Source organism: Rhizobium sp. 22-785-1 (assembly GCF_053521965.1).
Map to the genome: position 1 here is coordinate 1 of NZ_JBNWDI010000017.1, position 14558 is coordinate 14558.

Annotated in this window: 10 protein-coding genes and 1 pseudogene; 4 read left to right on the top strand and 7 right to left on the bottom strand. The window is 54.7% G+C overall.

Going from position 1 to position 14558, the window contains the following annotated elements; all coding sequences use genetic code 11:
* Positions 1-187, top strand: a pseudogene (locus ACQZ5M_RS20910) (hypothetical protein); the annotation flags it as partial.
* A 65-nt stretch (positions 188-252) separates the two neighbouring features.
* Here ACQZ5M_RS20910 and ACQZ5M_RS20915 read toward each other — a convergent pair.
* From ACQZ5M_RS20915 to ACQZ5M_RS20945, 7 genes are all read right to left on the bottom strand, one after another.
* On the bottom strand, positions 253-2445 hold the full coding sequence (locus tag ACQZ5M_RS20915) for a sensor domain-containing phosphodiesterase (RefSeq protein WP_449080785.1): 2193 nt from the start codon (positions 2443-2445) through the stop codon (positions 253-255).
* A gap of 551 nt (positions 2446-2996) precedes the next feature.
* Positions 2997-3881, bottom strand: a complete 885-nt coding sequence (locus ACQZ5M_RS20920; RefSeq protein WP_296078275.1) for a carbohydrate kinase family protein — start codon at positions 3879-3881, stop codon at positions 2997-2999.
* Complete coding sequence (locus ACQZ5M_RS20925; RefSeq protein ID WP_449080786.1) at positions 3878-4918, bottom strand: ABC transporter ATP-binding protein; 1041 nt, start codon at positions 4916-4918, stop codon at positions 3878-3880. The genes ACQZ5M_RS20920 and ACQZ5M_RS20925 overlap by 4 nt, the downstream gene beginning before the upstream one ends.
* On the bottom strand, positions 4918-6432 hold the full coding sequence (gene argH / locus ACQZ5M_RS20930) for an argininosuccinate lyase (RefSeq protein WP_296078278.1): 1515 nt from the start codon (positions 6430-6432) through the stop codon (positions 4918-4920). The genes ACQZ5M_RS20925 and argH overlap by 1 nt, the downstream gene beginning before the upstream one ends.
* A gap of 4 nt (positions 6433-6436) precedes the next feature.
* Complete coding sequence (locus ACQZ5M_RS20935) at positions 6437-7279, bottom strand: carbohydrate ABC transporter permease (RefSeq protein WP_296078280.1); 843 nt, start codon at positions 7277-7279, stop codon at positions 6437-6439.
* On the bottom strand, positions 7276-8217 hold the full coding sequence (locus ACQZ5M_RS20940) for a carbohydrate ABC transporter permease (RefSeq protein WP_296078282.1): 942 nt from the start codon (positions 8215-8217) through the stop codon (positions 7276-7278). Before ACQZ5M_RS20940 ends, ACQZ5M_RS20935 begins: the two co-directional genes overlap by 4 nt.
* A 14-nt stretch (positions 8218-8231) precedes the next feature.
* A complete protein-coding gene (locus tag ACQZ5M_RS20945) occupies positions 8232-9485 on the bottom strand; it encodes an extracellular solute-binding protein (protein ID WP_449080787.1) in 1254 nt (417 codons plus the stop codon).
* A 247-nt stretch (positions 9486-9732) separates the two neighbouring features.
* Here ACQZ5M_RS20945 and ACQZ5M_RS20950 point away from each other — a divergent pair, with 247 nt between their 5' ends.
* From ACQZ5M_RS20950 to ACQZ5M_RS20960, 3 genes are read left to right on the top strand one after another with little or no spacing between them, the layout of a single operon-like run.
* Entirely contained in the window at positions 9733-10959 is a 1227-nt protein-coding gene (locus tag ACQZ5M_RS20950) for an ROK family protein (RefSeq protein ID WP_449080788.1), read from the top strand.
* A 17-nt stretch (positions 10960-10976) separates the two neighbouring features.
* Positions 10977-13379: a PIG-L family deacetylase gene (locus tag ACQZ5M_RS20955; protein ID WP_449080789.1), complete on the top strand. Its 2403-nt coding sequence runs from the start codon at positions 10977-10979 to the stop codon at positions 13377-13379.
* Positions 13376-14284, top strand: coding sequence for a DMT family transporter (locus tag ACQZ5M_RS20960; protein ID WP_449080790.1), 909 nt, complete (start codon positions 13376-13378; stop codon positions 14282-14284). The genes ACQZ5M_RS20955 and ACQZ5M_RS20960 overlap by 4 nt, the downstream gene beginning before the upstream one ends.
* Positions 14285-14558 lie beyond the last annotated feature (274 nt).

Below are 14558 nucleotides of genomic sequence, written 5' to 3' on the forward strand. Positions count from 1 at the left end.
ATGGCTCCGCACCACACCCCGCCGCTACCGCCCCGAATACAGCAACCCAAAACCGCTGGAGCGAACTCAAAACTGGATAAAACTTGGGGGCAAGGTCACTTCAACTATCCGTGAAAATTGTATTACTGCTCCATCCGGACAGCATTGCATCAAAACGTTCGCGGTTCTAAAACCTTCGAGGCGGTGATCGTCTCGTAAACTGCCTAAGTTTTCGAGCACGATAAGCACGTTCGGATCCTTGCTGCCCGTATTTCAAACTCCCACTGAAACACGGTTGGTAGCAGGTTCTAGATAAAGACGTTCAAAGTCACTCGCTCTCATGGGGCGGCCATAGAGATAGCCCTGTCCTTCGTCGCACGCGTAGTTCTGCATGAGTTGTGCTTGTTCGACTGTCTCAACTCCTTCAGCAATGACTTCGAGTTCAAATCCCGCCGCCAGTCTCGTGACTGCTTCAATGATCGCCTCGTCTTTCTTGTTACGCTCGCTACCGCTAACAAACGAGCGGTCGATTTTCAGGCGGGTGACCGGATAGTCTTTTAGAAGGCTGAGAGACGCAAACCCGGTGCCGAAGTCGTCAAAAGCAACTCCGATGCCGAGCGAGCGAAGATAGTGAAGCGGCTCCATGATTCGTTGTTCGTTTTTCAGAATGATATTTTCAGTAATTTCTAACTCTAGCGCGGTTGCCGGTAAAAGGCTGTCCACAAGCGCGCTTTCGACGGACTTCGCAAAGTCCCGTGTCCTGAATTGTGCTGCAAACAGATTGACGCCAATCCTGAAGTCTTTGCAACTGATCTGCCGCCAACGCGCTGCCTGGGCACATGCGGTTCGCAAAATCCATTCGCCCACCGGAACAGCAAGAAGGCTGGCCTCAAGGACAGGCAAAAATGCTGCAGGAGAGACGACGCCAAGCTGTGGATGGTTCCACCTTATCAGCGCTTCCGCGCCCGCTAGGCTGCCATCGCTGAGTTTGATCTGAGGCTGGTAATAGAGCTCAAACTCCTGATTTTCCCATGCTTGACGGATCGAGGAACTCATGGCTCCCTTCTTCAAAGCCGTTTGGCGAAGCTCAGGTGTGAATATGCGCACGAGATGGCGACCATCTGCCTTGGCCTGATAGAGCGCCAGATCGGCGTTCCCCAGCATCTGCTCACTGTCGTCTTCCGGGCCTGATTTCAAGGAAATGCCGATACTCGCCCCGATGTGAATGGGCTCGTTGTCGAATTCTATAGGTTCCTCAATAATAGAGATGAGCCTCGAAGCAAGCTCACTGGTCTTTATGGGATCGACCGTCTCAGAGATCACGATGACAAACTCATCCCCGCCCAACCGGGCCACCATGTGGTGGTCAGGGACGCTTTCTCTCAGACGCTGTGCAACAATCTTGAGGACAACATCCCCCGCGGAGTGCCCCAACGTATCATTAACGTCCTTAAAACCGTCCAAATCAAGCAGGAGGAGCGCCAAAGGCTCATGGCTTTCGCAAGCCTGCCGAATACGCCGCTTCAAACTTGACCTGTTTGCAAGGCCAGTAAGATCATCGTACTCAGCAGCATGTTTTAGTCGCTTAACAGCTTCCAAACGGCTGGTTATGTCCCGGATGATCGCCCCGAACTGTGGCTCGCCCGCCTCGTTCCATTGTGAAAGGGAGAGCTCTATTGGAACTTCGGAGCCGTCGCGACGCTTCGCCGTCAAATTGACAGAGGTACCTATGATGCGAGCGGGTCCGCCGGACGCGACTCTGGCAAGGCCCGCACCGTGCCTGGCACGCATTGAGTCCGGCATGATGATGTCGAGAGGTTTACCAAGTGCTTCTTCCTGGGAGTAGCCAAAAATATCTTCCGCCGAAGCATTCCAAGACGTTATCTGGTTTTTGCTGTTTGCGCAGATGATGGCGTCTGGAGATGTGGATGTGATATTGATGAATTTGTTACGGCTAGTCTCGCTTTCCCGTTCTAACCTGCGCAATGCCATTCTTTCGAGGACCATAGCTGCCAGATCCTGAAGTATTCGCTGTTCGCGATCCGAGAACGTCAATCTCGGTTTTGGATCTATCAAGCACAAGCTGCCAAGCGCATATCCTTCAGAGCTAATGAGTGGGGCGCCAGCATAGAACCGAATGTTCGGGTACCCCGTGACCAAGGCGTTTGACCGGAAACGCTCATCCTTCGATGCGTCCGGGATAACAAAAACTTTGGCGTCCATCATCGCGTAGGTGCAAAACGAGACATCTCGTCCGGTTTCGCATACATCTAGGCCGATACGAGCTTTAAAAAATTGCCGATTACGATGGACAAGTGATATGAGAACGATTGGGACATCGAAGATCCGAGACGCCATCTGTATGATGTGGTCGTATTCTTGCTCGGGTGCAGTATCCATCAGTGCGAAGCTATCCAGAACCTCGATCCGTTCTTCGTCATCGTTGGGAATCGGGTAAAGGCTCATCACAATCGCTCTCTAAAATCATATGACAACTGAGTAGAAGCGAAAATGCTTAATGCGCTGTGTCCCGAGGCGGGAATCTCGGCGAAGCTCGATAAACAATGTGAGTAGCCTTTATAAGTTCTAAACGCGGTAAGTTGGTCTCAACTGAAGTACTAAATTACCGCAGTGGTCTGCACGACGATCGCTCTAGCGGAGCGGACGTTCCAACTCGTGATAAAATTATCGGTTCAAGTGCTTTGCGCTCATTAGGCGCTGGCTCCAAGTTGGCGCCGGCTCAGCTTATGCTTTTGATCGCCGCACTAGCCCTGGCGCTGTTATCGATTAGGTAAGGCGTGGGTCCTACTCGACACTTCGCGCATTAAAGCTGAGGTGGCCGTCGATGATACTCTCAGTTGGGCTTCGGACATAAGCTTACTGATGCTTTTACCCGTACAAGTTTGCCGATAAAAAATGGAAGTCGCATCGAAATATTGCATCGCTCCGCAGGCCGCAGAACGATTTCAAGGTGACCTAGGCGCCGCGCAGCCATCGAAATTACGGAGATTTCGAAGTCAAGACGATCGCGGTGCCCCTCCCTTCACTTGAACGGCGCGACTGCCCGCTGTTATGCCAGCTTCAAGGCACCTCTTAGGATCGAGTTGTTCAAGCCATGCGTTAATGAAGCCTGCATTGAACGCATCACCTGCACCTGTGGTATCAACGACATCGACATCGTGAGCTGGTGCATGCCATATACCCCTGTCGGACGAAGCCCAAGCACCTTCTCCTCCGACCTTAAGAGCAACGGTTGGGAAAGCTTCTGCAAGTTTTCGGATCGCCGCGTCTGGATCTTCATGCCCTGTGATCGCGGTAGCTTCCTCAAGGTTAGGCAAAAAGACATCTACGCCGGCACAGGAATTCAGAAACCCATCATCATAGATCAGAGAAGCGTCCCAACTCGGATCCAATGAAACTGACATTGACTTTTCTTTTGCGCGAGACACCAAGTCGGGAATTTCGTGAAGAGTAGCGAACTCTGCTATGTGCAGATGCCTTGCGTTCTCCCAAGCTAGAGCATTGTCCAGTGTTGAGGGGAGGGCTGACCCGGCGCGGCGGGTTAGAAAGGCTCTATCTTTGCCCACCACTGCCGCAACAGTGACTTGTGGTCCCGCGTCCCTCGAGTGATCTATAAACTGCAGATCAACGCCGCTGGTTTTCATTTTTTCGCCAATTACAGACGACAGCGCGTCACTACCCAGCCTTGCCAGCAACGCAGCCGGTCGGCCGATGTCAGCAAGGTGTGCTGCCGCGATGTAGGCGCCGCCACCCGCCGCGATTTCCAGGTCGCCCGCAAACAACTCGCGGCCCAGTACAGGCAACTCATCCAACCCTGTGAAGATGAGGTCGCAATAAATTCGGCCGATACTGATAACGGCTGCTTTTTCTCTCGTCATCATGCTCGGCCCAGAAGTTTTTCCGTCCTTGCATCGAACAGGTAAAGCGTCCCGCGCTCTGCCCGGCATTGCAGGCGACTACCCACCGCAGGGATGGATTTGTCGCGTGCCGTGGCTATGACCGAAGTGTTTTCTGCGTCCAGGTGCACCAGCGTCTCCGGACCTAGCGGTTCGACCGCCGTCACAATGCCTTCCAGCGTAAAGGTCTCAGTATCGGTCATGCTTTCCCCGACCAGGAGATCATGGGGGCGCACGCCGATCAAAAGCTCCCCCGTTGCCGAAGGGGCCGCGCTGGTGGCGGTTTTGATTCCCCGGAGAAGGTTCATCGATGGACTACCTATGAATCGGGCGGTGAAAACATCGACCGGAGCCTCATAGAGCTCAGTTGGTGTTCCGACCTGCAAAATGTGCCCGTCCTTCATTACAACGATCCGGTCCGCCATGGTCATGGCCTCGACCTGATCATGAGTTACATAAACAGTCGTTGTTTTGAGGCGCTGATGCAAACGTTTGATTTCAATGCGCATCTGCGATCTGAGCTGGGCGTCGAGATTGGAAAGCGGTTCATCGAAAAGAAATGCTGCTGGATCACGTACCATAGCCCGGCCGATGGCAACACGTTGCCGTTGGCCGCCCGAAAGGGCTGCGGGTCGACGATCCAGAAGAGCTTCGAGTCCCAGCACTTTTCCAGCGTCTTCTATGCGCCGCTTTTTCTCTTCGCGGTCAAGTTTGGACGTATAAAGCCCAAACCCAATATTTTGACGAACGGTCATGTGCGGATAGATCGCATAATTCTGGAACACCATGGCGATGTTGCGCTGTTTCGGCTCCTTTTCATTCACGACGTTTCCGCCGATCCTCAACGTTCCGGCCGAAATCTCCTCCAGTCCTGCAATCATACGAAGCGTCGTAGATTTGCCGCAGCCAGACGGTCCGACAAACACCACGAATTCGCCGTCGCTGATCGCGAGATCTATACCTTTTACGGCCTCAACTTTGCCGTAGCGCTTTACCAGTTGGTTGAGTTCAATGGTTGCCATTATCGCGCTCCCGTGAGGGCAGTGAATTTCAGCTTTAACTCTGCCGCCATTGCGGCCTCGTGATCGGCAGCCCGCTGCGCCTCCTTCTCGAACGCAAGAAGTGCTTCGCGGTATGCCGCGATCGCCTCGCGCATAGGGTCAGACGCAGGTCCACCGAAACGAGCACGGACTTCGACGAAGTGTTCTGGAGAAACGATGTGCCTGAATTGCTCTTCGTCCAATTTGGTCTCTCGTTGTGTGAGCCCGGCGAAGGCTTGGCGGAAAGGCAGGTAGCCAGAGTTTGGGAGATCGCCATGAGAGGCGACCACGCTCTTCGCTACTTGTGCAGCGATTTCGTGTGCCTGACGGAAAGAAAGGCCTTCAATCCGGACGAGCGAGTCGGCGAGTTCGGTGATGGTGATGCACGAGCGGCGGATGTTCTGGTCAACGCGAGCAGGGTCTATCGTGATCTGGCTGACGAGGCTGGCAAAGAGGTCAAGCACGCGGCCGGCAGTCGCAAACGCCTCATAACCAGTGCCTTGGCTTTCGCCCTCACTGTCGTTCATGTCCGTGAATGGGGTGTTGTGCATGATGTCCAGCATGGTGCGAGCACGGCCAAGCGTTTGGCTGGCGAGGTGGCGCAGATGCTCGATTGGGACAGGGTTGCGTTTCTGGGGCATGATAGATGAGATCTGCACCAAGGAATTCGGCACATAAATCTGTCCGACTTCGAAGCTCGTCCAGAACTGGAAATCTTGAATGACCCTTCCAAGATGCAGGAACATAAGCTCGATGGCCGAGTAAGTTGATGTCGTGTAATCAACAGCTGCTATGCAAGAGTATGAGTTGCGAAGAGGCGCGGAAAAACCAAGCAGGTCGGCCACACGGGCGCGATCGATGGGAAAGCCGGAGGTTGTGATGGCAGCGGCGCCCATGGGTGAAAGATCGACAATGCGTCTGGCCTCGCCCAAGCGTTCGATGTCCCTGATCAGCACCTCGATCGCGGCGGAAAGATAGTGGCCGAAAGTCGTTGGCTGAGCCGGCTGTCCATGGGTGTATGCGACGATCAGGGTCTTGTCGTTGCGCTCGGCCGTATTGATCAACGCTTCCAGTAGAATTCGAGCCTTACCGCTCAGCCAGTCGATCTTGTCTTTAAGACTGAGCTTGAACAGAGTGTGATCAATGTCGTTGCGTGACCGTGCCGTATGCAGTCTTCCTGCAACATCGACGCCGATGCGTGATTTCAGCTCTTTCTCAATCAAGAAAAAGAAGTCCTCTACCTCTCCCGTATATACAAGGGTTGAGGGATCGATTGCCTGATCGATGTCGTCCAGCGCTTTTGCGATTTTCGATGCGGCCTCAAAGTCAAGAATTCCGGTCTCGTGCAGCATGACTAGGTGGGCGCGATCAATGCGGCGAAAGCCTTCCGCGTGATGGTTCTTGGCGCCATCGAACAGCGGGCGAAGGACAGTGTCCTTATACACGGGGTCTGGAAACACACTGGTATCGGAGATATTTGGGCTGTTAAGGGTCATGATATTATCCTTTCAGTCCCGCCAGCATCACTCCACGCACTATGTAGCGTTGCAGTATGATGAAGACGATGAGGGTGGGGATGGTGGCGATAGCGGCACCCGTCATGATCATCTCCCACTGAATCTGCTGTTCAACCGCAAAGCTCGAAAGCCCAACTGGCAATGTGTAGAGTTCCTTGCTCGTGGTGACGATCAAGGGCCAGAAGAAGGCCGTCCAGTTGCCAAGGAAGGTAAAGATGGCGAGCGCTGAAAGCGCTGGCGTCACCAGCGGCAGAGCGACCTTCCACCATATCTGGAATTCATTCAGCCCATCGACACGTGCGGCTTCGAGAAAGTCATTGGGGACGGTCTCGAAGAATTGCTTCATCAAGAATGTTCCGAACGCCGTCATCATGCCGGGGAACATGATCCCCCAATAGCTATCGAGCCAGCCGAGCTGACTGGACATCAGATACCACGGTATGACGAGCATCTCAGTAGGGATCATCAAGGTCGAGAGTATCGCGAGGAAAATGAAATAGCGGCCACGGAACTCGAATTTCGCCAGTGTGTAGCCTACAAGGCTGTCGAAAAAACAGTTGGAAATCGTCACCAGTACGGCAACAACCGTGGAGTTGAAGAACCAGCGCAGGAAACGCCCGTCTGCGAGCACGGTAATGTAATTGCCGAGTGTCGGCGCTTCAGGAATTAGCCGAAGATCGTAGACCTGATCGGCCGTCTTAAAGGATGTCGCGAACATGAAGAGTAGCGGCGAAACCATGATCAGGCCACCGATGAACAGCAATGTCCAAGCAAGAATACGACCTGGTCGGACGCGAGCATGGGAAAGCGGCAGAGTCTCGCTCATTTCTTTTCCCTCAGTATCCAGAGTTGGAGCAGCGATACGAGCAGCAGGATGGTGAAGAGAACGACGGTCTGAGCAGCGGCGTAACCCATCGCGTAGGAGTTGAATGCCGTTTGATAAATCATCAACACGAGCGGCTTGGTCGATCCAAGCGGGCCCCCCGGGTCGTTCGTCGTCATATTGTAGACCTGGTCGAAAATGCGTAAAAAGCCAATCGAAGAAAAGACCACGAGAAAAACGGTCGTTGGCTTCAGAAGCGGAAGCGTGATCTTCCTCAGGATTGCCCATTCGCCAAGCCCGTCAATTCGGGCAGCTTCGTAGAATGTCGTCGGAACCGCGCGCAATCCAGCCATGAAGATGATGATCTGGAAGCCCAATCCCGCCCAAATGGCTGTCACCATAACTGAATAGAGCGCCTGATCGGTGGACCGAATGAACGGTTGTTGGGGTACCCCCAGCACGCCGAGAACATCATTTATGATGCCGATCGGGGGAGGCTGGTAAAACCAGCGCCAAACCCAAGCCATCGCGGCGGCCGTCGTCAGGTAAGGCAAGAAATACAGTGCCCGGATGAAACCGTGCAGGATGCGTACTCGGTCCAGGAAAAAGGCGACCACGAAGGCCAGTACGAGACTAATCGGGGTGCCGACGATGAGGTAGGTAAAGGTGTTTTTGAACACTTTCCAGAACTGCGGATCTTTGAAGAGCTTCACATAATTGGCGAAACCGATGAATTTGGCCGGTCTTAAGAGATCCCAGTTCGTGAATGACAGCCAAAAGGCCTGAAAAGTCGGGTAGAAGCGGATCACGCTGTAAAACAGGATAGGGATCGCTAGGAAGCTCCATATCCATATGAGACGCTTTGTCCGCATGGGAAGGCGATCTCGCAAGGAGCCGCCGGGGCGGCCATTCGCCACCCCATCTTGATCAATCGCCGCCATGGCAGAAACTCCTATCAGGGTTGCGCCGCGTCGATGATTTCCTGCTCGCCCTCAGCCGCCTGCTTGATCGATTCCTCTACCGACTGGCCTTCGAGAAGGACACGGTTTGTCATGTCGATGGCGTTTTGACGCTGTGCGGCTTCGTCCAGAAATATCGTTGTGTGGGCATATTCGAGACCCTTAAGGAACGGGCCGTAGATAGGATCTTTGAGGTTTGCGTCCGTTAGAGCCGCAGACCGACGGGCAGGGAGCTCCCCAACAGTTTTCAACCAGATCGACATTGCCTCTGGCGAGGAGATGTAGGCGAGAAATTTCTTCGCAGCCTCGAGCTTTTCACCAGTCGTCTTTGCACTGATACCATTGGCGAAATAGCTCGCGTAGTTGGAGCGGATATTCTTGTCGTTAGTTGGAAGTTCGGTAACGCCCCACTCGAAATCTTTGATGGTGCGGAACGAGCCGAGGCGGAACGTCCCGTCTATGGTCATTCCAGCTTTGCCAGCACGAAACGCTGCCTGACCTTCATCCATGAAGCCGGCTTGTCCGATCTTCTTTTCGAGCTGGAGGCTGGTGTAGAATTTCAGGGCCTGGATGCCAGCGTCGCTGTCATAGGCGACCTTACGGTCATTGTCTGTATAAGGTTCCCCGCCATATTGCCGAATGAGAACTTCGCGCCACCACTGATGGTCCTGTCCACCCATATCGAGCGTTGTTCCAGCGACAGTCAGGTTTCCGGCATCGTCATGCTTGGAAATCTTTTCAGCCGCAGCCACGAACTCGTCCAGGGTTTTGGGAGGATTAGCGGGGTCGAGACCCGCTTCCGTGAAGAGCTTCTTGTTGTAGAACAAAGCAAGTGACCGTACAGCCGTCGGCAGGCCATAATAATCATCTCCCCGCTTCATGGCGCTGACGATGGGGAAAAATTCGCTTTCGATCTTGTCATGGGGGAAGGCGTCCGAGGGTAGTGGCTGCAAGATCCCTCCTGCCGCAAACTTGTCGAGCCAACCGTAGAACAGCTGCATCACATCCGGCCCGTTGCCAGACATATTGGCCGCAATCACGCGTGTCTGATAGTCGGCGTAAGGAAAAGTAACCTGCTTGACGGTGATGTCTGGATTGGCCTTTTGGAAATTAGCGATCAATTCATCCATCGCTTTGACCCGTGTATCGAAGACATACTGCCAATATTGTATCTCAACGGCCTGCGCGGCGTTGAATGCAAATGTGCTGAAGCCGGCGACCAATCCGGCAAATAGAGCTGTCCTGCGCATGTGAGCCTCCTGTTTCTCCGTCCGGTCTTCCGGGTACGGAGTGATCGTTCCCTTTATTCACGCCTTCGCGTGACTCATCGACTTCAGACCGTAACGTTTCGTCGAAGCGCAACTGAGCCGGTCGTCAAGATCGGCTATACGGTTCTCTGAAGGCGGGCATTTGTCAATAAGATAATTTACTTGAATTAATGTATTGCGTGTATTCTCGTTCCGGAGTTATGTGTTTCAAGCGGACCGGAAGTGAGAAATGACGTTACACACGATGGAAGCCTATCCAGTCGCTATCGGAAAAAATCCTGAGCGAAGCCGTGAGCATAATCGGCGGGTCGTTCTCGATATCGTGCGCCGGCATGGATCGCTCGGACGAGCTCAACTTGCGAAAATCACCCATCTTACTCCCCAGGCAGTTGCCAACATTGTCGATGAACTGGTCGGTGAGAAGCTTCTGAAAGAGTTAGGTCGACGGCGTACAGGTCGGGGACAGCCGCCAATACAGTTTGCCGTTAATCCAGACGGTGGGGCGACCATCGGAGTGGAAATCGCCGCCGATCACATGGTTACAGTGGGCCTCGACCTAGCCGGAATTCTGCGCGCGCATCGCGTAACGCCTTTGACCGACACGTCGCCCGAAGCCATCCTTAAAACCTTTTCAACAGATCATGCTGCAGTCGCAGACCAGGTGGGATGCCGATTACTTGGCACGGGCGTCGTCATGCCGGGGCCGTTCGAGATCGATGGTATGACCTCGGTTGGTCCCACGACTCTCTCCGGTTGGAACGGGATTGACGCGCGGCAAATGCTAAGCGAGGCATGCGGCCAACAGGTCGTAGTGGAAAACGATGCAACGGCTGCGGCTGTGGGCGAGCGCCTGTTCGGTGCGGGGCAATCTATCCCGAATTTCTGTATGATCTATTTCGGAGTTGGTATCGGCCTTGGCATGATCCAGGACGGCGCCCCTTATCGCGGTGCCTTCGGAAATGCTGGCGAAATCGGTCATGTGACTGTTTCGCCGCGGGGTCGAGCATGTCCTTCATGCGGCCAGAAAGGCTGCCTGGAAGCCTATGCGTCCGTCTACGTCCTCAAGGAGCGGCTGGGTCAAGCAGGTATTGCCAACACCGAGCTCGACAACCTGGAATCCCTATTCAAGATGCAGGATCCAACGGTCATCGACTGGATCGATGATGCGGCAGCGCATCTCGCTCCCATGATCGCCATGCTCGAAAACATTCTTGATCCGCAGACAATCATTCTGGGTGGGGCACTACCCGAGGCGATCATCGCGAGCATCATCCAGCGGATGGGAACACTGCCGACTTCGGTTGGTAGCCATCGTCAGCGCGAATTACCGCGGGTCATGACCGGGAAATCCGGTCAGCTGACCGCCGCGCTTGGCGCTGCTGCCTTGCCGCTATTCGACATCGTGACACCAAAGCTAGAGACATCTCTGGGCACCGCAGCCGCAGTTATCGACTGAAATTTAGGGAGACAAGCATGCTTAGTCCTCGTGAGCGCATCGAACGCCAGATGGCCGATCCCTGGCTCCTTCGTCTCCATCGTAGGCTGAGCGCGCTGACTTCCACAGTTACCGTTATGCATACGGGTGCGCATCCAGATGATGAGCAGAACGGGTTGCTGGCCTATCTTCGAATGGGGCTTGGCATGCGCACGATTATCGCATGTTCGACACGCGGAGAGGGTGGACAGAACGCGTTGGGGCCGGAGCGTCTGGGCGCTTTGGGGGTCATTCGATCGCGTGAATTGGAAGAAGCCGCCCGGATTATCGATGCAGATGTCAGCTGGCTTGGGCACGGCCCAGCGGATAGAATTCACGATTTCGGCTTCTCCAAGAATGGTGACCAGACGTTCGATCGATGGGGAGAACAGCGCATCATGGAACGATTGGTTCGTGCCTACCGTAAAGAGCGGCCGGATATCGTCATCCCGACCTTCCTTGATGTGCCTGGCCAACACGGCCATCATCGGGCCATGACGCGAGCTGCCAGAAGCGCTGTTGCGCTCGCCGCAGATCCTGCCGCATTTCCTGAGCACGCCGCCGAAGGATTGCGACCTTGGAAGGTGGCGAAGTTCTACCTTCCAGCATGGTCTGGTGGTGGCGACACCTATGATGATGAGGTTCCTCCGCCGGACACAACGCTGGTGGTCGAAGCGTTCGGCAAAGAGAAGGCGACCGGCGCCGAATATGACCGGATCGGCGAGTGGTCCCGTTATTATCACGCGTCGCAGGGCATGGGGCACTGGCCAGAACAGCCGCAACGCATCTGGCCGTTGCATCTGGCAATCCCAGGGGAAGGGGCGCTCGAGGAAACTTCTATCCTCGACAATCTTCCATCCTCCTTGGCGGACCTCGCAGGTTTTGATGGTCTCGATTCGACTCTCGCCAAGGCGGTTATCGACGCCGACGAGGCGATTGCTGAAGCCATTTCAGCCTATCCGGATACTCAGCGGATAACACGGTCGCTGCTTACCGCAGCCCATTGCCTGCAAGAGGTCGACGAGAGCTCTGGTCAGCCGTTCCGTGAACTGCATGGACATAGGATCGTCACCAAACGCAGGCTGGTGGATTTAGCGATTTTGACCGCACTCGACCTCTTCGAACGAGCTTACAGCGAGCCAGCTGATATCGTTCCAGGAGGGACTGCAACGCTTCGGGTCGAGTTATCCGACAGAGCCAGTGAGTTTCAAGCCGACGTTAAGCCGGTTCTTCCTGCGGGTGTAAGCTATGATGTTCGATCGCTTTGTCGGCCGGTCGTTTTTTCTCTCGCGGCGGACACTAATGCTGCTGTTTCTAGTCTCTACCACCCAGGCTGGAAGGCCGCAGGGGGCAACGGCCACGCGTATGTGCAGATATCGGCCGTTGTGGATGGGCGAGAAGTGTCTGGTTTTTTCGACTTGGAAGAACCATTTTTTGTCACCCCCCCTCAGTCGTTGACGCTGAAACCCGATGCTCTCCTCGTCCCAAAGGGACAAGATCAGAACAACATTCGTTTTGCGGTAGATATAGACGGGGGACATGCCCCGATCTCTTTCAAAGCCGCAAGCGGTTGGAGCGTGCGCCACTCAGGAGGCGACTGGTTTGCTGAGCTCGCAGGCGAAGGCGCAGCAGGTCTTGTCCAGCTGGAGGCGCTTTCCGGCGGGCAACCGGCCTTTCAGATCACGCCGATTGCTTATCCGCATATCGGTCGGGCACGCTTTCTGTCGCCCTCGACTTTGAAGATTTTGTCGCTGGATCTCAAGCTGCCTAAAAATGCGCGCGTCGGCTATGTTGGCGGCGGCGCAGACAGAGTGGGTATGTGGCTCGCGCGCATGGGCTTAAATGTCACTGAGCTCGACGCGCATGCGCTTGGTGGCGATCTCTCCGCCTTCACAACTATCGTCGTTGGTATATTTGCTTTTGGGGTTCGCAGGGATCTTGCAGAGGTAACCGAAAAAATTCATCACTTCGTCGAGAGCGGCGGGCATCTCGTTACCCTCTACCACCGACCGACCGACGGATGGGACCCCGAAGCGACGCCTGTGTACCGGATAGAAATCGGAAAACCCTCGCTTCGCTGGAGGGTGACTGATCCAGCAGCGGAGGTCAGGGTACTTCAACCCGAGCACCCGCTGCTCATCGGTCCCAATATTATCGACGCCCCGGACTGGACCGGCTGGGATAAGGAGCGTGGTCTCTATTTTGCCTCGCGCTGGGATGAGGTCTACGAGCCGCTGCTCGCCATGCATGATGTCGACGAGCAACCGTTAAAGGGCGCGTTGATCTCGGGGGCTATCGGAAGAGGGAGGCACACTCATGTCAGCCTCGTGCTGCATCACCAGATGGACAAGTTGGTTCCAGGTGCATTCCGGTTGATGGCCAACCTTGTGCAGCCTGCGTGAACGACGAAGAAGAAAATAACACGCACCCTCGTTCGCAGGCGAATGACATCCGTGCGGGTATTGGTTGGCTATTCCTGGACATGGCTCTCGTCGCTGGCGGGATGACTGCGCTGGTGAAAGCTCAGGGTGTCAATTATCCTGCCTTCCAACTCGTCTTCATCCGGGCGCTGATCGGCCTGCTCTTCATCCTGCCGCTCATCTGGCGACACCGAAAAGAGATGAGAGCCGTTCGATATCCATGGCGTAACCTATCCCGCATTTGCTGTAATGCTATCGCTTTGACGAGCAATTTCATTGCGATCGGCTTGCTTCCTCTGGCAACTGTGAATGCCATAGGCTTTTCGCGCCCACTGGTGACAATGGCGCTTGCTGTTACCTTGCTTGGTGAGAGCGTGAACCGGTACCGATGGGCTGGAGCCTGCCTTGCTTTTATGGGTGTGCTCGTTGTCATCAATCCCGTAGGCGGAGAAGTGAATGCGGGTATTCTGATTATCCTCGTCTCTGTTATCTTCGGGGCTTTAGCGGTAATACAGGCGCGCGCCCTGCGGGCAGAAAACACGACCGTGATGATGGTCTTCTACACCGTTGGCCTTGCAGCTATTACCGCCATCCCAGCAGTCTGGACATGGAAGCCGGTCGCTCCATCCGACTGGATTCCCCTGCTTGGGATAGGGCTATTGGCACAACTTGGGCAGTATTGCTTCCTGCAGGCCTATCGTAAGGCCGATGCCGCCATTCTTGCACCTGTCAGCTATCTGTCCCTTCTGGTCGTCACAGCAATTGGATATTTCCTGTTCAACGAGGTGCCAGAGCCACGCGTGTCGTACGGCATGGCAATGATCCTGATTTCGCTACTGTCGACCGCTATCTTAGAGCACTTTGATAAACACGCCAGGAAAGGGTGATCTACAACTTGCTTGATGGCTCATAGAGATTCGTTCTGTGCGCCATCTGGCGGGGCGTTCGTCAGCGCGCGCGACGTTTCGCTTTGAAAGCGCGCTTGTGGCAAGGCCTTTCGCGATTGTTTAAAAATTTTTCCTGAATATTCATTTTCCCAATTGACGTCGCTCCAAGCTGTCACTTATAAGTCCGCTCACTGACGAGGGCGGCGGCGCTGCTGGCGACGAAGTCCTTTGTTCTTGTAAAAATCGGAAAAGATGAGCTGATGCTTGTTGCTCT